This is a genomic window from Parafannyhessea umbonata (assembly GCF_900111255.1).
Lineage (GTDB): Bacteria > Actinomycetota > Coriobacteriia > Coriobacteriales > Atopobiaceae > Olsenella_J > Olsenella_J umbonata_A.
In genome coordinates this window covers 1-19,757 of sequence record NZ_FOGP01000005.1, presented here as the reverse complement: position 1 = coordinate 19,757, position 19,757 = coordinate 1, and the positions used below count along the sequence as shown (strand labels likewise).

General features: G+C 60.6%; 13 protein-coding genes. 4 read left to right on the top strand and 9 right to left on the bottom strand.

What is annotated here, in order from left to right; all coding sequences use genetic code 11:
* Positions 1 to 2: 2 nt before the first annotated feature.
* Genes infB through rimP form a run of 3 tightly spaced genes read right to left on the bottom strand, consistent with a single transcriptional unit; the run spans position 3 to position 4,434 of the window.
* Positions 3 to 2,612 carry a translation initiation factor IF-2 gene (infB, locus tag BMY31_RS06925; protein WP_091009335.1) on the bottom strand — a complete coding sequence of 870 codons (2,610 nt, stop codon included), beginning with the start codon at positions 2,610 to 2,612 and terminating at the stop codon, positions 3 to 5.
* A gap of 54 nt (positions 2,613 to 2,666) precedes the next feature.
* Positions 2,667 to 3,914 carry a transcription termination factor NusA gene (nusA, locus tag BMY31_RS06920; RefSeq protein ID WP_078687593.1) on the bottom strand — a complete coding sequence of 416 codons (1,248 nt, stop codon included), beginning with the start codon at positions 3,912 to 3,914 and terminating at the stop codon, positions 2,667 to 2,669.
* Between the two features lie 49 nt (positions 3,915 to 3,963).
* Positions 3,964 to 4,434, bottom strand: coding sequence for a ribosome maturation factor RimP (gene rimP / locus BMY31_RS06915; RefSeq protein WP_091009332.1), 471 nt, complete (start codon positions 4,432 to 4,434; stop codon positions 3,964 to 3,966).
* Positions 4,435 to 5,005: 571 nt separating this feature from the next.
* On the opposite strand from rimP, the gene BMY31_RS06910 reads away from it, so the two are divergent.
* Together BMY31_RS06910 and BMY31_RS06905 are read left to right on the top strand one after the other, a co-directional pair.
* Positions 5,006 to 5,761, top strand: a complete 756-nt coding sequence (locus BMY31_RS06910) for an SDR family NAD(P)-dependent oxidoreductase (RefSeq protein WP_078687591.1) — start codon at positions 5,006 to 5,008, stop codon at positions 5,759 to 5,761.
* A gap of 112 nt (positions 5,762 to 5,873) precedes the next feature.
* Positions 5,874 to 6,869 (top strand): 2-keto-3-deoxygluconate permease, encoded by a 996-nt coding sequence (locus BMY31_RS06905; protein WP_078687590.1) that lies wholly within the window; start codon positions 5,874 to 5,876, stop codon positions 6,867 to 6,869.
* A 161-nt stretch (positions 6,870 to 7,030) separates the two neighbouring features.
* On the opposite strand, the gene leuS is transcribed toward BMY31_RS06905, so the two are convergent.
* From leuS to ileS, 6 genes are all read right to left on the bottom strand, one after another.
* Positions 7,031 to 9,601, bottom strand: coding sequence for a leucine--tRNA ligase (gene leuS, locus BMY31_RS06900; RefSeq protein ID WP_091009329.1), 2,571 nt, complete (start codon positions 9,599 to 9,601; stop codon positions 7,031 to 7,033).
* A gap of 119 nt (positions 9,602 to 9,720) precedes the next feature.
* The gene (locus BMY31_RS06895) at positions 9,721 to 11,232 is read right to left on the bottom strand and encodes an IMP dehydrogenase (RefSeq protein WP_078687588.1); all 1,512 of its coding nucleotides are present in this window, start codon (positions 11,230 to 11,232) and stop codon (positions 9,721 to 9,723) included.
* 92 nt (positions 11,233 to 11,324) lie between these two features.
* Complete coding sequence (locus tag BMY31_RS06890) at positions 11,325 to 12,620, bottom strand: glycosyltransferase family 2 protein (RefSeq protein ID WP_091009326.1); 1,296 nt, start codon at positions 12,618 to 12,620, stop codon at positions 11,325 to 11,327.
* A 25-nt stretch (positions 12,621 to 12,645) separates the two neighbouring features.
* The gene (locus BMY31_RS06885) at positions 12,646 to 13,671 is read right to left on the bottom strand and encodes an RluA family pseudouridine synthase (RefSeq protein WP_078687586.1); all 1,026 of its coding nucleotides are present in this window, start codon (positions 13,669 to 13,671) and stop codon (positions 12,646 to 12,648) included.
* Positions 13,672 to 13,760: 89 nt separating this feature from the next.
* A complete protein-coding gene (gene lspA / locus BMY31_RS06880) occupies positions 13,761 to 14,252 on the bottom strand; it encodes a signal peptidase II (RefSeq protein WP_234970758.1) in 492 nt (163 codons plus the stop codon).
* Positions 14,253 to 14,259: 7 nt separating this feature from the next.
* Positions 14,260 to 17,076 carry an isoleucine--tRNA ligase gene (ileS, locus tag BMY31_RS06875; protein WP_091009323.1) on the bottom strand — a complete coding sequence of 939 codons (2,817 nt, stop codon included), beginning with the start codon at positions 17,074 to 17,076 and terminating at the stop codon, positions 14,260 to 14,262.
* A gap of 437 nt (positions 17,077 to 17,513) precedes the next feature.
* On the opposite strand from ileS, the gene ftsH reads away from it, so the two are divergent.
* Together ftsH and BMY31_RS06865 are read left to right on the top strand one after the other, a co-directional pair.
* Entirely contained in the window at positions 17,514 to 19,415 is a 1,902-nt protein-coding gene (gene ftsH, locus BMY31_RS06870) for an ATP-dependent zinc metalloprotease FtsH (RefSeq protein WP_091009320.1), read from the top strand.
* Positions 19,416 to 19,508: 93 nt separating this feature from the next.
* On the top strand, positions 19,509 to 19,757 hold a 249-nt coding region (locus tag BMY31_RS06865), incomplete at its 3' end, for a helix-turn-helix domain-containing protein (protein WP_143802901.1).

The following is a 19,757-nucleotide window of genomic DNA, read 5'->3' as shown; positions in this document are numbered from 1 at the left end:
GACTACTCCGTTCGGGCGACCTGCTCGATGCGATACGTCTCGATGACGTCGCCAACATGGATGTCCTGGAAGTTCTCGAGTCCCACGCCGCACTCGAAGCCCGCCTTGACGGACTTGACGTCGTCCTTGTAGCGGCGCAGCGACGCAAGCCGTCCCTCGTAGACGACGATGCCGTCGCGCACGAGCCTGCAGAGGTCGTCGCGAGAGACCTCGCCGTCCTCGACCATGCAGCCAGCGGCGATGCCGACCTTGGGAACCTTGAAGGTGTTGCGAACCTCGATCGAGGCGGTCTGGACCTCCTGCTCGGTCGGCTTGAGCATGCCGATGCGAGCGGCATCGATATCCTCGATGCACTTGTAGATGACACTGTAGGTCCTGATCTCGACGCCGGCGTGCTCTGCGGCGGCCTTGGCCTTCGACTCGGGACGAACGCCGAAGCCGATGATGATGGCGTTGGAGGCGTCTGCAAGAATGACGTCGGTCTCGGTGATGGCGCCGACGGCAGAGTGAATCGTGTTGATGCGAACCTCGGATTGATCCATCTTGTCGAGCGAGTCCTGAAGGGCCTCAATGGAACCCTGGACGTCCGCCTTGATGATGAGGTTGAGCTCCTTGACCTCGGCATCTTCCATTGTGGTGAACAGATTCTCGAGGGTGACGTGCTTGACCTTGTTCTGCTCCTCGATGCGAGCCTTGAGCGCACGCTCGTCCGCGAGGCTACGGGCGTCGCGCTCGTCCTGGAAGACGCGGAACTCATCACCGGCCATGGGGACGCTCTGAAGGCCGAGGACCTCGACGGGGTACGAGGGACCCGCCTCGGTGACGTTGTTGCCGCGGGGGTCGATCATGGCGCGGATCTTGCCGAAGGAGAGACCCGCAACGATGGCGTCGCCAACGTGAAGGGTGCCACGGTTGACCAGCAGCGTCGCGACCGAGCCGCGGCCGCGGTCGAGCTTCGCCTCGAGGACGTTGCCGGAAGCGAATGTGTCGGGATTGGCCTTGAGCTCAAGAACGTCGGCCTCAAGCAGGACGCTCTCAAGAAGGGTGTCGATGCCCATGTGCTTCTTTGCCGAGATGTCGACGAACATGTTCTGTCCGCCCCACTCCTCAGGAATGATGCCGTATTCGGTGAGCTCCTGACGCACGCGGGTCGGATCGGCACCGGGCTTGTCGATCTTGTTTACGGCGACGATGATGGGCACCTCGGCGGCCTTCGCGTGGTTGATGGACTCGATGGTCTGAGGCATGACGCCGTCATCTGCGGCGACGATCAGGATGACGATATCGGTAACCTTGGCGCCACGGGCACGCATGGCGGTAAAGGTCTCGTGGCCAGGCGTATCAATGAACGTGATGATGCGGTCATTGATCTTGACCTGAGACGCGCCGATGGCCTGGGTGATGCCGCCTGCCTCGCCCTCGGCAACACCGGTGTGACGGATGGCGTCCAGAAGGCTGGTTTTGCCGTGGTCAACGTGGCCCATGACGGTAACCACGGGCGGACGCGGCTTAAGGTCCTTCGGGTCGTCGTAGAACGTGAAGGAGTTCTCCTCCTCCTTGGTCATGACCTTAACGTCACGGCCGAGGTCGTCGGCGACGAGCTCGATGAGCTCGTCGGACATGGACTCGGTCATCGTGAGCGGGGTTCCCAGGAGGAACAGGCGCTTGATGATGTCGTTCGGGTTGATACCCAGAAGGTCGGCCAGGTCGGCGACGGTGGAACCCTGGGGAACCTTAACCGTGTCAAGCTGCGAGATGTCCTGGTCGTTGGCGAGGGCCTCCTCGATGCGGGCCTCCTTGGCCGCCTCGGCCTGCTGCTGCTTGCGGCGCTTCTTGCGTTCCTTGCGCCTGCCGGTCGACTCGCGGGTCGCCTCCTCGACGGCCTCGCGGGCCTCCTCGAGCACCTTAGACCTGCTGTACTCCTCGGCCTCCCTGGCCATGCGGGAGTAGCGGTCCTCCTCCTGACCTCCGCGGCGACCGCCCTTGCGGCCCTTACCGCGACCGCGACTCTCGGACTCGGTGTCGGCGGAGTTGTTCCTGGAGGAGGAGTTCTTCCTGCCCCTACGGCCATCGGAGTCGCCACGGCCCCTCGAAGCTTCTTTCTTCTGGGCGTTCTCCTCCGCCTGCTGCTGGAGGACCTTCTCCTGCTGGGCGATCTGGTCAAGCAGGCTCGAGAAGGACGGAGTGCTCTTCGGAGCGTTGTCGCGCACGCGGTTGCGCTCCTCTTCCTCCTTGCGAGCGGCCTCCTCGGCGGCGCGCTTCTCCTCGGCCTCCTTGCGAGCGGCCTCCTCGGCGGCACGACGCCTCTCCTCCTCGGCACGTTCCTTCTCGCGGCGCTTCTCGGCCTCGATGCGCTCCTTCTCCGCCTTTTCGGCAGCGATGCGCTCCTCCTCGGCCTTCTTCTCGGCCTCGGCCTTCTTCTCGGCCTCGATGACCGCGGCACGCTCCTCCAGGATTGGCTTGAGTTTCTTGCGGACGATGGAGACGTAGGCATCCTCAAGGGTGGAGGACGGCGACTTCGCGGGAATCTTCATGTCTGCGAGATGCCCAAGCATCTCCTTGCTTGTCATGCCATATTCCTTGGCAAGGTCATGTACGCGGGTCTTTGCCATGTGACCAACCTTCCTTTCCGTAGGGCGAAACGAATCGGGACCTAACGTTTCGCGCTAGATCAGGGAGTCGGGATCGTCGGTGATAACGTCGTCGCCAAGCTCTGCAAGCTTCTCATGGATGCCGCAGTACCTGGAGCCGGGGCGAGCCATGTTACGACATTGGATGCCGGTCGGGCCGACATACTCGCAGCGGTGCTCGCCCTCCTCTGCGGGAGCCTCGACCTCCTTGGGCATCTCACGCATGATGTCAGCCGCAAGAGACTCATTCTTGATGTCGATGTGCATACCGGTGAGACGGGCCGCGAGACGGGCATTCTGACCCTCCTTACCGATGGCGAGCGAAAGCTGGTCGTCGGGGACGATTACCGTCGCGTAGTTGTTCTCGCGGTCAACGAGGACGCGGGAGACACGCGCCGGGGAAAGAGCGTTCGCAACGCACTTGGCGGGATCGTCGCTCCATAGGACGACGTCGACGCGCTCACCACGGAGCTCGGAGACGACAGTGCGCACACGGCTGCCCTTGGGGCCGACGCAGGCTCCGACGGGGTCAAGGCGGTCGTCGAGGGAGGAAACGGCGACCTTGGAGCGGACGCCAGCCTCTCGCGCGACAGAGCGAATCTCGACTACGCCGTCATAGACCTCGGGAACCTCAAGCTCGAAGAGGCGACGGATCAGATCGGGATGGGTACGAGAAACGACGATGGACGGACGCTGACGCTCGCCACGGATGGGAGGCTGGTTGCTGTTGGGGTCGCGAACGTCGACGATGATCGCACGGATTCTCTGGTTGTGGGCATAACGCTCGCCCGCTGGGCGCTCGTTGCGCTCGTCGGGATAGCGACGCTGGTCGAAATAGGGCAGCTCGGCCTCGACGTTCTCGCGAATCTTAATAAAGGCGAAGTCGGGCGTGGTCTGGAGCACGGTACCAGTGATGATGTCACCGATGCGCTGGCTGAACTCCTCGTAAATCTGCTGGCGGGCAGAGTTGCGGACGATCTCGTTGATGACGGACTTGGCGTGCTGGGCTGCGGTGCGGCTCGTATCCTTGGGGGTAACGTCCTCCTCGTCGAACTCGGTGTAGAGGCCAACCTCGTCATCCCAGGACTCCTCCTTGGGAACGAGCTTGTACACGTAGACCTTGCCGGTGGCGCGGTCGATGGTGACGCGAGCGCCATCCTGGAGGTGCATGACCTCGGCGTAGCTCTTGGCGAGAGACTGCTCGAGCTGGTCGATCAGGTACAGCTCGTCGATGTGCTTCTCCTGGCAGAGCATCATCAGGGCTTCCATCATTTCAGATGCCATTGTTGTTCCTTCCATATATCGATTCTTGCGAATAGTTATTGAGCCGCTTCTAGAATGTGGGCTTGATCTTGCAGTTCTTAATCTCGTCGAGGTCAAAAGCAAAGCTGCCATCGTCACAGTCGAGCTTCACCTTGCCGTCCTCGAGACCAAGGAGCTTGCCGGTAAAGTGCTTCCTGCCCTCCTTGGCAAACGTGTTAAGCGAGACGGTCTCGCCTGCGAAGCGCTCGTAGTCGCGCGATTTGCGCAGGGGACGCGAAAGCCCGGGAGAAGAGATCTCGAGCGTATAGGAGCCCGGGAAGGGGTCTACAGCGTCAATCACCTCGTTGACCCAGGGGCTTTGCGCAGACACCTCGTCAAGTGAAATGGGTCCGCTCTCCTCATCCGCATAGTCAAGCCTAACACGGACGATGGGAACCTTGCTGGACCCGACGACCTCCACGTCCACAACGTCGATGCCGTGCTCACCTGCAACGGCCTCGAGGGCGTCGACAATCTTGAGCTCAAGTTCGCTGGACGCCACGCTCCCCCCTCTCTGGGACCGGAGTCCCTACATACAGAAAGGAAGCGGGGCGACCTAACGCCCCACTTCCTCGAACAATCACGATTAAGCTCAAGAAATGATAACACGTTTTGACACACGTGGGAAAGAAAGTTTTCAGGCCTAGCTCAAGACGACTCCAAAGGCACTGCCACCAGAGAACGAGACGGGCAAACGGTTGGGTCTACGTGCTTTGTTCTACGTTTTTCTACACATTTGATTAAGCCGTTTCATCTTTTGGTTCAAGTATTTCTAATCAATTTTAGGTAGATGTAGGTTTTATGGTGTTATATACCGGAAAGTCAAACCACAACGCCGAATCGCCGAGGTCCACTATTGCATACGGACGGCCGGCCTCGCGAAAGGCGGCAGAGACGCAGAGAATAATTTCGCGCGCGAAATAAATATTTGAAGGCAATCAAAAGGAATCCTATGCGCAATCGGGAGAGCCCCACTCATTTCATTCGTTCCCACCAGTGATATCTTTCCCCCCGGTCTTTAGGGGCCCGTGTAAACAGAACCATAGTTCGCAAGCGATTTAGAAGGGAAGACAATGGCGTTTGATTTTTCAGGCAAAACTGCCATAGTCACCGGCGGCGTCGGCGGCATTGGTAGCGAGATTGTCAAGGGCATCGTTGATGGAGGCGGACATGTCGTCGTCACCGACATCAACGAGGAGCGCGGCAACGAGTTCGTGAAGTCCCTTGGCGAAGGCAACCACTTCTACAAGCTCAACGTCTCTGATCCCGCCGAGGTTCGCGCGACCGTTGACAAGATCATGGCTGAGGTTCCCGAGGTCAACGTACTCGTAAACGTCGCTGGCATCATCTCTGCCAAGCCGTTCGAGGAGATTGACGACGCCGAGTGGGCTCGCACGATCAACATCAACCTGACGGGCACGTTTACCATGTGCAGCGCCATCTTCCCCTATTTCAAGAAGAACGGCGGCGGACGTATCGTCAACGTCTCCTCGGTTGCCGGCAAGCTCGGCGGCGGCCTCCTCGGAACCGCTGCTTACGCCTCCTCCAAGGCTGGCGTCAACGGCCTCACTAAGGCAATCGCAAAAGAGGGCGGCAAGTACGGCATCTCATGCAATGCCGTCTGCCCCTCCTTCACCATCACGGGCATGACCACCGCACTCCAGAATGACCCTGACAAGTACGCAAAGGTCATCGGCATGATTCCTCTTGGCCGCGCGGCAAAGCCCTCCGAGCCCGCACAGATGGTTCTGTTCTTCGCATCCGACCTCGCAAGCTTCGTCAACGGCGAAATAGGCGACTGCGACGGCGGAATCGTCATGGACGGCTAGTTGTTCTGAACCAGCCAATACGGGGCCTGGGGACAAGAGCCTCAGGCCCCATTTTTATGTGTCCCAACCATAAGGGGACACAAGTTGATACAAGAGAGAGAAGGAGCAAAAGATGGCTAACGACGAACAGCCCCAAAAAGAGGGCTTCTTCAAAAAGCTCGGGAAGTTTCCCGGTGCGAACATCCTCATCCCGCTTCTGAGCGCATGCGTCATCAACACGTTCTTCCCTCAGGTCTTCGGCATCGGCAGCTTTACCACCGCGATGACCACGCAGGGCTCTGGCGCGCTCGTAGGCGCGTTCCTCCTGATCGTGGGAACCACGATTTCGTTCAAGTCTGCTCCCCAGGCAGCCTTTAGGGGAGCCGTCATAATCATCACGAAGGTCGCGTTCTGCGTCGCCCTCGCAATGGTCGTCCAGTTCGGTCTGGGCAACAATCTCTTCGGCCTGAGCGCCATGGTCATCCTCGCGGCCTGCTCCGGCGCCAACAACTCGCTCTATGCGGGTCTCACTGGAACATACGGCACCGAGATCGAGCGTGGCGCGGTCGCAATCACGACCCTGGTCGTAGGACCCCCCGTCACGATGATCGCACTCGGCGCAGCAGGCCAAGCCCCTCTCGGCTGGAGCCTCCTCGGGGCCGTACTCCCGATCCTCGTCGGCATCGTGCTGGGCAACCTCTTCCCGAGCCTCAAGAAAACGCTCTCGGCCGGCCTCCCCGGCATCATCATGATCGTCTTCTTCGCCATGGGTTCGACCATGACCCTGGGCCAGATCGTCGAGGCAGGCCTCCCCGGAATCCTGCTTGGAATCATCTGCTCTGTCGGTGGAGCCGTCATCAACGTGACCGCAGACAGGCTGACGGGCGGCTCCGGCGTCGCGGGTGCAGCTATCTCCAGCTGCGCAGGCGCCAACGTCGCGACTCCCGCAGCCATGGCGACGGTCAACGCCGAGCAGTTTGGGGGTGCCGTGCTTGCGACGGCAACCGCGCAGGTCGCGGCATGCGCAATCGTGACCGCGATACTCACGCCGCTCATCACCTCTTACGTCTACAAGCAGAACCAGGCAAAACAGCAGGGGAAGAAGGCCGTGGCTGAACAGCCTGCGTAAGCCGCATGGCTCCCGCCAGAAGGAGACCGCACAAGGCTTATGACATGGCGCCCCCAGTGGGGGCGCCATTTTTAGTCACAAAATAGGACAGTAGGAAGGCGCCTCACCACAAAAAGCGATGGGGCGCCTTCAGGAGAATAGCGATATTGCGAGGCGATCGGCTAGACCGCGACGATGTTTACGAGTCTGCTAGGAACGACGATGACCTTTTTGATCTCCTTGCCGGCAATCTGGTCAGCAACGGCCTCCTTTGCCGCCCGCTCAAGCTCTTCCTTTGATGCCTCAGCAGACACGACGATGCGGGCACGCACCTTGCCCTTGATCTGGACGGCGATCTCGACCGTGTCGCTCTTCGCCTGCGAGGTGTCAAACGTGGGCCAGGGCTCGTTGTAGACCGAGCCATCGCAGCCGAGCGCCGCATGGAACAGCTCCTCGGCCCAGTGGGGGCAGATGGGTGCAAGCATAGCGACGATGTCATGGGCGACGCGGTAGCACACGGCGGCGTCGCGCTTCTCGGTGGGAACGTCAAGCACGTACTTGGAAGCGGCGTTGACGAGCTCCATGACGGCCGAGATGGCGGTGTTAAACTGGCAACGGTCAAAGTCGTTGGTACACCTCAGACCCATCTCATGGAGGACTCGATTGAGCTCCTTGCTCTGGGAGTCGAGGGACGCCAGGTCAAGCTTGGATTCCTTGTCGCCAGACTTGGCGAGTGCCCAGACGATGCGCCACGCGCGCTTGAGGAAGCGGTTGGCACCCGCAACGGCGTCGGGGTCCCAGTCGAAGTCCTTCTCGGGAGGAGCGACGAAGAGGATGGTGAGGCGCATGGTGTCCGCGCCGTAGGGCTCGATGACGCTCGAGGGGGGAACGACGTTGCCCTTGGACTTGGACATGACGTCGCCATGCTCGTCCTTAACCATGCCCTGGCAGAGCAGGTTGGTGAACGGCTCGTCCACGTCGATCATGCCGAGGTCGCGCATGACCTTGGTCCAGAAGCGCGAGTACAGAAGGTGGAGGATCGCGTGCTCGATGCCGCCGACATAGTTGTCAACGGGCATCCAGCGGTTGACCGCATCCCTAGAGAAGGGAGCCTTGTCGTTGTGGGGATCGGTGTAGCGCATGTAATACCAGCTAGAGCAGGTGAAGGTGTCCATGGTATCGGTGATGCGCTTCGCGGGCTTGCCGCACTTGGGGCAGACGGTCTCGTAGAACGGAGCGTACTCCGCGAGGGTCTCCCCCGCACCCAGGTCAAGGTTGTCGGGCAACATGACGGGCAGGTCGGACTCTGGGACAGGGACGTCACCGCAGTCGTCGCAGTGAATCATGGGGATAGGGTTGCCCCAGTAGCGCTGGCGGGAGATGAGCCAGTCGCGCAGGCGGAACTGGATGGTCTCGCGGCCGCAGCCGTTGTCGGATAGCCACTTGATGATGGCGTCGACAGCCTCAGAGTGCTTGCCGCCCTTGAGGCCGGTGAACTCGCCAGACTGGACGAGGATGCCCTCGGCAGCCATGGCGTGGTCCCAGTCGACGGAGCGCACGCGAAGCTCCTTCTCGTCCTTGAGCTCCTCGTAGAGGGGGTCATCCTCCTTGCAGATGATCGGGGCGATCTCGAGACCATACTTCTTAGCAAAGTCGAAGTCGCGCTGGTCGCCACAGGGCACGCCCATGACCGCGCCGGTACCGTAGTCTATAAGGACGTAGTCTGCGACCCAGACGGGGACCTGGCGGCCGTTGACCGGGTTGATAACGTAGCGACCAGTGAAGATACCGTGCTTCTCGCGATCCGAACCCTGGCGGTCAACGCTCGAGACCTTCTCGGTGGCAGCCTTGAGCTCGAGGTAAGCCTGCTCGTACTCAGTGCCGCTCACGAGCTCGTGGGCGAACTCGGACTCGGGAGGCAGCACCATAAACGAGACGCCGAAGATGGTGTCGGCCCTCGTGGTGAAGACGGTGACCTTGCGGTCAGTCGGGGTCACGCCATCCTCGGCGGCAAGCGTGAAGTCGATCTCGGCACCCTCGGAGCGACCAATCCAATTACGCTGCTGCGCCTTAACGTTCTCGGGCCAGCCGCCAAGCTTGTCAAGGTCGTCCAGGAGCTCCTGGGCGTAGTCGGTGATCTTGAAATACCACTGCGAGAGGTTGCGCTTCTCGGGGACGGATCCGCAACGCCAGCACTTGCCGTCAACGACCTGTTCGTTTGCAAGAACCGTCTGACACGTCGGGCACCAGTTGACGGGAGACGTGTCTCGGTATGCCAGTCCCTTCTCCCACATCTTGATGAACATCCACTGGCCCCACTTGTAGTACTCGGGGTCGCAGGTGTTGAACATGCGGTCGTAGTCATACGAGAAGCCCATGCGCTTCATGGTCTCGACGGCCTGCGAGATGTTCTGGTGAGTCCACTTCGACGCCTGCGTGTTGTGCTTGATGGCAGCGTTCTCGGCGGGAAGGCCGAATGCGTCGAAGCCCATGGGGTGAAGGACATCGAAGCCGCGCATGCGTGCCTGGCGGGCCATCGCGTCGCCGATGGTGTAGTTGCGGGCATGCCCCATGTGGAGGTCGCCTGAGGGATACGGGAACATCTCGAGGACGTACTTCTTGGGCTTGGAGGGATCCTCGTCAGTCTTGTAGAGGTCGTCGCGCTCCCACGCGGCCTGCCACTTCTTCTCGATTGCCTGAGCGTCGTAGGACGGATAGTCCTGCTCGCGCTCGGCGTCATTGTTGTCAGTCACGTAGCTACCTTTCTAACCTAGTCTGCCACCGCGCCCCATTATACGGGGAAAGCGGTGGCAGACCACGAACCGTCTGATACTCGAAACTAGCCCGGTCCTACGGAACCGGGCGGAGTGCGCTAAGAGCGGAACCCGTCAGACTGGGAGTCCTTAAGGATAACGTCATGTGCGCCGCCCTCGACGAGGGAGGTGGAGGAGACGAGCGTGATCTTTGCCTTGTCCCGTAGCTCGGCTAGGTTTAGCGCACCGCAGTTGCACATGGTCGAGCGAACCTTAGTAAGCGAGTTGTCGACATTGTCCTTGAGGGGGCCAGCGTAGGGAACGTAGGAATCGACGCCCTCGACGAAGGAGAGCTTCTTGGATCCGCCAAGGTCGTAGCGAGCCCAGTTACGCGCACGGGCAGAGCCCTCGCCCCAGTACTCCTTGACATAGGAGCCGTTGACGTTGAGGCGCCGCGTGGGAGACTCGTCAAAGCGGGCGAAGTAGCGGCCGAGCATGAGGAAGTCGGCGCCCATGGCGAGAGCAAGCGTCATGTGGTAGTCGTAGACGATGCCACCGTCGGAGCAAACCGGGACGTAGATGCCCGTCTCCTCGAAATACTCGTCACGCGCACGGCAAACGTCGATAAGTGCGGAAGCCTGCCCGCGGCCGATGCCCTTCTGCTCACGAGTGATGCAGATGGAACCGCCGCCGATGCCGACCTTGACGAAGTCGGCACCGGCCTCGGCGAGGAAGCGGAAGCCGTCTGCGTCGACGACGTTACCCGCACCAACCTTGACGGAGTCGCCGTAGTGCTCGCGAATCCAATCAAGGGTAAGCTTCTGCCACTCGGAATAGCCCTCGGAGGAGTCGATGCAAAGAACATCAGCGCCAGCCTCGACCAGCAGGGGGACACGCTCGGCATAGTCACGCGTGTTGATGCCCGCACCGACGATGTAGCGCTTGTGCTCGTCCAGGAGCTCCTCGGGACGGGACTTGTGCGAGTCGTAGTCCTTGCGGAACACGAGGGAAGAGAGGTTGCCCTCGCCGTCGACAATCGGCAGAGTGTTGATCTTGTGCTCCCAGATGATGTCATTGCAGACCTTGAGCGAAGTGCTCAGGTCAGCGGTGACGCACTCGGAAGCAGGGGTCATGAACTCGGAGACCTTCTTGCTGCGATCGTCTCGGGAGACGCGGTAGTCACGAGAGGTGACGATGCCGCAGAACTTGCCGTGGGCGGTACCGTCCTCGGTGACGGGCATGGTGGTGTGACCGGTCATCTCGCGAAGGTCGAGAACGTCCTGAAGGGTCATGTCGGGAGTGAGGGTCGAGTCTGAGACGACGAAGCCAGCCTTGTATGTCTTGACCTCACGAATCATCGCAGCCTCGTTCTCAGGCGTCTGAGAGCCGTAGATGAACGAAATGCCACCCTCCTGCGCAAGCGCGATGGCCAAGCGCGGGCCAGAGACAGCCTGCATGATGGCGGAGACCATCGGGATATTCATTTTGATAGCAGACTCTTCGCCGCGCTTGAACTTCACCAAAGGGGTCTCGAGGGACACGTTGGCCGGTATGTTCTCATGAGAGGAATATCCAGGGACTAGTAGGTACTCGGAGAAAGTGTGCGACTCCCCCTCGAAGAACGTTGCCATGCATGTCTCCTTTCGACGTGGACCTTGGCGCCATTTCAGTCCGTTAGCAGATAAATTGCAGGAAAGTATAGCGCTGATACGTTACGAAAATGCTACTTTGAGCCCTCGCCCATAACCTCATCAAAGTTAACCACGATGTCGTGCTTCGTAGGAACCCACTCGACCTTCTTGAACAGCGCGGCAACAGTGATGGGAATATAGGACATCATGAAAATCGGGAACGTGAAACAGTTGGAGACGATGCGCCATTTCTTATTCGTGTGAATATGCTTGCGCTCGGAGACCGTGGTCAGAACGCCAAGGACGAAGAAGACAAGGTACATCGAGGCGAACGTCATCACCAGCGATCCCACACACATGGTGAGCTCTGCCTGCGTCGCGATGAAACCGTGACTCAGGGTGCCAATTATTAGATAGGCGGCGTTGATGAAGAACGAGAGCAGCGTAAGGATCATGCCCGGTGCGACCGTCATGAGCATGTCATAGGACGCGAAGGAGTGATCCACGAATACGCCGTGCAGGAAGTTCTTGTTATACGAGAAGAACACCTGGTAGAACCCCTTGGTCCAGCGCATCCTCTGGGTCCACGAGGCCTTGAACGTAAGCGGCTGCTCGTCGAAGAACTCCGCGGGCGCGTACCCAATCTGGATACCGTGCGTGTTGCAGAAGGTCGTGAACTGGATGTCCTCGGTAAGGGTATGGAAGTTCCAACCGTGCATGCCGCGAATGATGGCCGAGGAAACCATCCAACCGGAACCCGAGATGGCGCAACTTGTACCAAGCATCATGCGGGCGTTGTTGAGGAACTTCGCCTCGCGCAGGAACCAGAGGGCATAGGCCGAACTAATCCAGCTGGAGTCAAAGTTCTTCGAGTTGCGGTAGCTCGTGCAGACAAGGTAGCCGGCATCAAAGGCATCGTTCATGATGTCGACGTAGTTGGGCGCGATGATGTTGTCGGCATCCATGACGAAGAACGCCTCGTACTTGTCGCCCGTCTCGTTGAGAATGCGGTCGAACGCAAAGTCGAGAACCCAGCTCTTGCCCTTGCGGACAAGATCGTTGCGCTCCCAGGTGATGGCGCCTGCCTTGCGGGCCTCCTCGGCCGTCGAGTCAGTGCAGGCGTCCGCAACGACGTAACAGTCGATCCGTCCGTCGTACTCCTGCCCGAGGATAGAGCGCACAAGGTTGCCGATAACAGGCTCCTCGTTGTGCGCGGCAATTACGAAGGCGTAGGTGTGCTTCTTCTTCGCCTTGGGAAGCATGACGTCTCCCTTGGCGATGACCCTGACGATATACACAATCTGATAGAAGTAAGCCAGAGTGAAGAACAGCCACACCACCAGGTTGAAGATGACGATGGGCGTTAGGCCAAGCCTGCTGATTTCCACGAGAACAACCTCTCTGTTCCGTTATTTACGAAAGGTCACCAAGGCCGAGCTTCGGGCAAATTTCCTCGCCCGCCGCAGTACGGCCCATTGAGGTTCCTTTAAGGGATTCTAGTACAGCAAGAAGATCTTTCGGCAGACGATCGGTTCGCTCGATCGCCTCTCCCGTAATGGGATGGTCAAAGGCAATGCTCCACGAGTGGAGGAACTGCCTCCTAAGACCCCTGTTCGCACGGTCATCCCCCCTGCCGTAGAGCGGGTCGCCGACGCAAGGGTGCCCAACGTGGCGCATATGGACCCTAATCTGATGTGTTCTGCCCGTGTAGAGATGACACTCAAGAAGGGTGTACCCGTCGTCGAAGCGCCCGGCCTCAAAGCGTTCAAGTGTCCTGAAGGTCGTGATTGACTCGCGGGCGCCGGGCGCATCCGAAACGGCCATCCTAAGGCGATCCCTCGTCGAGCGCGCGATGCCCGTCGTGATGTTCCCTTCGTCAAGGGCAACGTAGCCGTGGACGAGTGTCACGTATCGTCTGTCAAGAACGCGAAGGCGAATAAGGTCCTGCAGGTCTTTCTGGACCTCGTCGTCCTTGGCGGCGACCATGAGCCCAGAGGTGTCCATGTCGAGCCTGTGCACGATGCCAGGGCGGTCGTCACCCTGGAGCATGCCAAGATGCCCATAGCCGCAGTGCGCGACCAGGGCGTTCGCGAGGGTGTCGTTCACGTGGCCTGGACTGGGGTGGCAGACGAGACCAGCCTGCTTGCTCAACACGATGAGCCTCTCGTCCTCAAACCTTATATCGAGTGGAATGTCAGGGTTCGGCGAGAGCGGCCCCTGCGGCTCCGGAACGTCGACCTGCACGCAGATTCGATCGCCAAGACAGACGGCCTCGCTCTTCGACGTGGCTTCAGTCGAGTTGATGGTAACGGCTCCGCTCTCGACGAGGCGCGCACAGGCGCTGCGCGAGGGACAGCCTTCGACCTGGGCAAGAAACACGTCCAGGCGCATCCCGTCGCCAGAAGGCCCGACGAGTGCATTAACTACCTTGATTGCCATCAAACTCCTCTCATGCGACAAGAGGGACGCCGTCGCGCAAGCGCGAGGGCGTCCCATGGAAGCCATTGGTCGCTTGTCAGGACTCGCCGCTAGCTCTCGGTGCGCGACTCCCAGACGTAGTAGCCGACAAGCGATACGGCGACACCACACGTAACCATAATGTCAGCCACGTTGAAGACCGGGAAGCTCACGAACGTAGTGCAGAGAAAATCCGTCACCGAGCCCGCAATCACACGGTCGACCATGTTTCCCACGCCACCGGAGGCAACGAGACCGATAGACACCGCAAGCTGCATGGGAATCCGCTTGCGCCAGACGAACATGAGAGAAGCGACAAGAACGACAGCCGCTATCACCACGAAGGCTACGCCGGCACCGGCGCCCATGCCAAAGGCGGCGCCGGTGTTCTCGACGTGACGCAGCTCAATCACACCTGGCACGAAGGGCGCGCTCTCCCCAACGGAAAGCGTCGCGCGGATGGCAGCCTTGACCACCTGGTCAACGATGACACCCAGAACAACGATGATCCAAAAGGCCATGACGCGCTGACCGCGCGTCGACCTAAGTGTGCGTGAGCCCAAGAAATCACTACTCCCCTGCCGGCAGAGCGGAGACAACCGCAGAGCACCTCTCGCAGAGCCCATCCTCGCCAAGCTCCCTCCAGTTCCAGCAGCGCGGGCACTTCTCGCCATTGGCGGGAAGCACCTCGCAGGAGAGCTCGTCTCCCTCGTGCAGGCAGACGTCGGAGCAGACGAAGGCCTCGGCAAGGCCGTCGCGGCCAAGGGAGCCGAGAAGGGCGTACTCGTCGGGCCCGACGGTCAGCTCGGCACGCGTGGCCTGGGTCGTCTTCTCGGTAACGGTACCGTTGGTCGTGGCCTCCTCGTAGGACTTGGTGAAAGCGGCGCGAGCGTCGACGAGTGCTTTGTACGCAGGAAGGTACTTCGCGTAGACCTCAGACGAGACGGGGTTCTCATACCAGTCAAGAAGGGCGGCGTACTTCTGGCCGTCACGCATGGACTCGGGCAGGAACTCCATGATCTCGTCGGTGGTGTAGGCGAGGATGGGCTGCAGGTCGTGGACGAGCATCGTCAGAATGTGGGCCCAGACGGTCTGCGCGGAGAGGCGCTCGCGGCTGCCCTTGCCGCCGCAGTAGGTGCGGTCCTTCGTCGCGTTGAGGTAACCGTTGGAGAGCTCGGTGACGTAGTCGTAGAGCGTGCGATACACGACGTTGAAGCGGTACTCGGGGTAGGCCTTGGAGACCTGGTCGTGAACCTCGCACATGTGGGCAAGAGTCACCTTGTCGAATTCCTCGAGCTCTTCGAAGGGAAGGCCGTCGACGGAGGGATCAAACTGACCCTCGAGCTCGCCAAGCAGGAAGCGCAGCGTGTTGCGGATCTTGCGGTAGGCATCGCCGACGTGGCTCAGGATGGTGTCGTCGCACGGGACGTCAACGGAGGTGTCGACCGAAGAGAGCCACAGACGAAGCACGTCAGCGCCCTGGTTGTCGCAGACCTTGTTTGGGTCGATGACGTTGCCCAGCGACTTGGACATCTTGCGGCCCTGGCCGTCGAGAGTGAAGCCCTGCGAGATAACGGCTTTGTAGGGAGCCATGCCATAGGCGCCCACCGAGGTCATGAGGGAACTCATGAACCAGCCTCGATGCTGGTCTGAGCCCTCGAGGTACACGTCAGCGGGGAACTTCAGATTGTCGCGGTGCTTGCAGACGGCGGTGTGCGAGACACCGGAGTCCCACCAGACGTCGAGGATGTCCTTGTTCGCCTTGAGGTTGTGGCTGCCGCACTTCTCGCAGACGCAGGCGTCGCCCAGATAATCCTTGGGGTCATCGGTGAACCATGCGTCAGAGCCCTTCTCGCGGAAGAGCTCTATGACCTTGTCGAGCGTGGCGTCGTTCATGACGACCTCGCCGCAGTCCTGACAGGTGAAGGCGGGAATAGGGACGCCCCAGTTGCGCTGGCGGCTGATGCACCAGTCCGGACGGCCCTCGACCATAGAGCCAATGCGCTTGACCGCGTGCGTCGGGTAGAACTTGACCTTGGAGATCTCCTCGAGGGCGTCCTTGCGCAGGCCGGTCTTATCCATAGAGACGAACCACTGACTGGTGGCGCGGAAGATGACGGGGCGCTTGCAACGCCAGCAGTGGGGGTAACTGTGGTTGATGTCCTCGTGCAGGATGAGCGTGCCGCGCTCGTCGAGCCACTCGATAATCTTGGGGTTGGCCTCGTTGACGTCCATGCCAGACCACGGGCCGCCGGTGCCGATGCCATCGCCCTTGTAGAAGCAGCCGTTGTCGTCGACGGGCATGATGATGGGGATGTTGAAGCGCATGCCAGCGTTGTAGTCGTCAACGCCGTGGCCAGGCGCGGTGTGGACGATGCCCGTGCCGTCGTCGAGCGTGACATAGTCGGCGTAGATGAACTCGCCCTCCTCGCCCTGGTCAGCGAAGATGGGCTGCTTGTACTTGTTGTGGGCGAGCTCGGTGCCCGTCATGCTCCATACGTTGCCATCGGCGTCGGTCGCAAGTTTATACGACTCGTAGCCGAACTTGGCGCAGTCCTTCTCGACGAGGGCGCGCGCCATGATCTCGGCGCGACCATCGACGAGAACGGCAACGTAGTCAGCCTCGGGATGAAGGATGACGGCGTCGTCAGCGGGAAGGGTCCAGGGGGTCGTGGTCCAGATGTCGACCCAAAGCCTGCCTTCGTAGGCCTCGAGGCCGGCAGGAACCGTCGTCATCTCGAAGCGCACGAAGATGGCGGGTGAGACCTCATCGCCGTACTCAATCTCGGCCTCCGCCAGGGCGGTGTGGCAGTGGGGGCACCAGTGAACCGGCTTGCGCCCACGATAGATGGCCCCCTTGTCAAAGATGGCCTTGAAGATCTCGACGTCAGTGGCGTCGTAGTCGTGAACGTATGTCAGGTAGGGATTGTCCCACTCGGCAAGGACACCGAGGCGTTTGAAGCCCTGACGCTGGGTGTCGACCTGCTCGACGGCCATCTTGCGGCAGAGCTCGCGAATCTTCTCGGTGGGAAGCTGGTTGAACTTGGCGGTGCCCAGCATCTCCTCGACCTTGTGCTCGATGGGCTGGCCGTGGCAGTCCCATCCGGGGACATAGGGAGTCTGGTAGCCGCGCATCGACCAGTAGCGGTTGATGATGTCCTTCGAGATCTTATTCTGAGCGTGGCCGAGGTGAATAGGTCCGTTGGCATACGGAGGGCCATCGTGGAGCACGAACTTTTCGTGCCCCTCGTTCTTCTTCATGAGCTGGCCGTAGACGTCGTTCTCGTCCCAGTCCTTAAGCCGCTCGGGCTCGTGCTGGGCGAGACCAGCCCTCATCGAGAACCTGGTCTTGGGCAGGTTCATCGTCTTCTTGTACTGATTTGCCACCTTTCACACCTTTCCCGTACCGAGCGCAATAAAAAAGAGCACTCGTCCCTCAGGCTGGGACGAAGCGCTCCCGAAAGTCACTTCGCTTGTAACCACCCAGCGAGCGGAAATCCGCCTTACTCGGCTGACCTGTATCGGCGGCCACTCCGGCGACGTCTACTCGCGTCGTGAACCAACGCTTTCGGGCCGCAGCTCCGGGGTGATGTTCACTTGGACCGTCGGCGGAGCTCTCACCACTCCCCCGCTCGCTTTGCGACGGCAACCCAGGCTAATGTCCCCATCAATGCTTCGGAAGCATTCTAGCACGACGCTTGGCCGAAGGCGCGAATCCCGAATTTACCTTTAATAGTTGTGTCGGGTGCGTGAAAGGCACGCGGATGGGTATCTATGTAGCCAAAGCGAAGGCAACTAACAGACCCTGTAAGGAGCAAAGCCCGATGCAGATGGACGACAAGAAGAAGCGACAGTCGATGATCCTCTACCTGATCGTCGCAGTCGTCGCCGCGATTGTGCTGAGGTCAGTGCTGTACCCAAGCATCACTCAGCCCCAGATAAAGGAGGTGAGCTACAGCGAGTTCCTGGGAATGGTGGACGACGGCAAGGTCAGCCAGGTCCAGCTCGACACCGGCAAGAGCATCATCCGCTTCACGACCGGCGAGGGCGACGACAAGCAGACCTACCAGACCAACCAGTTCCCCAATGACGACTCCCTGGTCAAGAGGCTTGAGAAGAAGAACGTGGACTTCTCGGCCCAAATCCCGGACGAGTCCTCGAACATGTGGATCTACCTGCTCGCAAGCTATGGCCTTCCGATTCTGCTAATCCTGGGCGGCGGATATCTGCTCAACCGCCAGCTTCGAAAGCAGATGGGTGAGGACGGTCCCTCCATGAACTTCGGAAGCGGCTTCGGCATGGGTGGAGGACTCGGTCGCTCGAACGTCAAGGAGGTCAAGGGTCGAGAGACCGGCGTCACGTTCAAGGACGTCGCCGGACAGGACGAGGCAAAGGAATCCCTGGCCGAGATCGTCAACTTCCTCGAGCACCCCGAGAAGTACTCCGCGATCGGCGCCCGATGCCCAAGGGGCGCCCTGCTCGTGGGCCCTCCGGGAACCGGCAAGACGCTGCTCGCCAAGGCGGTCGCCGGCGAGGCCAATGTACCCTTCTTCCAGATATCCGGCTCAGAGTTCGTCGAGATGTTCGTCGGCCGCGGCGCCGCCAAGGTCCGCGACCTCTTCAAGCAGGCGAACGAGAAGGCCCCCTGCATCGTGTTCATCGACGAGATCGACACCATCGGCAAGAAGCGAGATGTCTCGCTCAACACCAACGACGAGCGCGAGCAGACGCTCAACCAGCTCCTCACCGAGATGGACGGCTTCGACAACCACAAGGGCATCGTCGTCCTCGGAGCCACGAACAGGCCGGACTCGCTTGACCCCGCGCTGCTGCGCCCCGGCCGATTCGACCGCCGCGTGCCCGTCGAGCTCCCCGACTTGACGGGTCGCGAGGCCATCCTCAAGCTCCACGGCAACGACGTGAAGATAGAGCCCGGCGTGGACTTCGGCGCGATCGCACGCCAGACGCCAGGCGCATCGGGAGCCGATCTGGCGAACATGATCAACGAAGCCGCACTAAGGGCCGTCAGGATGGGACGCGACAGGGTCACGCAGGAAGACATCACCGAGTCGGTCGACGTGGTCATCGCGGGTGCGAAGAAGAAGTCGACGGTTCTGTCGGAGCACGAGAAGGAGGTGGTGTCCTACCACGAGACCGGCCACGCCATCGTCGCTGCCGTGCAGAACGGGAAGCGCCCCGTCTCGAAAATCACGATCGTCCCGCGAACGTCGGGCGCACTGGGCTTCACGATGCAGACGGAGGAGGACGAGCACTACCTGACGACGCGCGAGGAGTACAAGCAGCGCATCGCCGTGATCTGCGGCGGCCGCGCAGCAGAGGAGCTCATCTTCGGCCAGATGACCTCGGGGGCTGCCAACGACATCGAGAAGGCCACGAAGATCGCGAGGGCCATGGTCACGCAGCTCGGAATGTCCGACAGGTTCGGCATGATGGCACTCGGCGAGACCAGGAACAGGTACCTCGGCGGAGGCACCGAACTCACATGCTCCGACGAGACGGCGACAGCCGTCGACGCCGAGGTCAGCGCCTTGGTCGAGGAGGGTCACCAGACGGCTCTCAGAACGCTCAAGGAGAACCGCTTCAAGCTGCACGAGATCGCACACTACCTCCAGAAGAAGGAGACCATCACCGGCGAGGAGTTCATGAACATCCTCAACCGGGACGACGGCTTCGCCCCCAAGTACCCCGACGAGGCACCGGAGTAGCACGAGAGACAACGTGCGAGAGAAAGGCGGCCCGCCCGGAGCGCATTGAACCGCCTCCCTTTTCTTGGACATGAGAAAAGGGAGGCTTCTTTCATGACCCGAAGAACTTTGTACGACGCCGCCACGAGGTCGAAAGCCGCCGAGCTCTACGACGCGGGGAACGGTGTCAAAGCCATCTCCAGCCTGATCGGTGTTCCCTACGAGGCCGTGAGAAAATGGATCGACACGTACAGATCCGTCGGCATCGAGGGGCTGACAGACATGGGAAAGAAATACGCCGTCTACTCATATGAGACCAAGGTCGCCGCCGCGCGCGCCGTCGTCGACGAGGGCATGACGAAG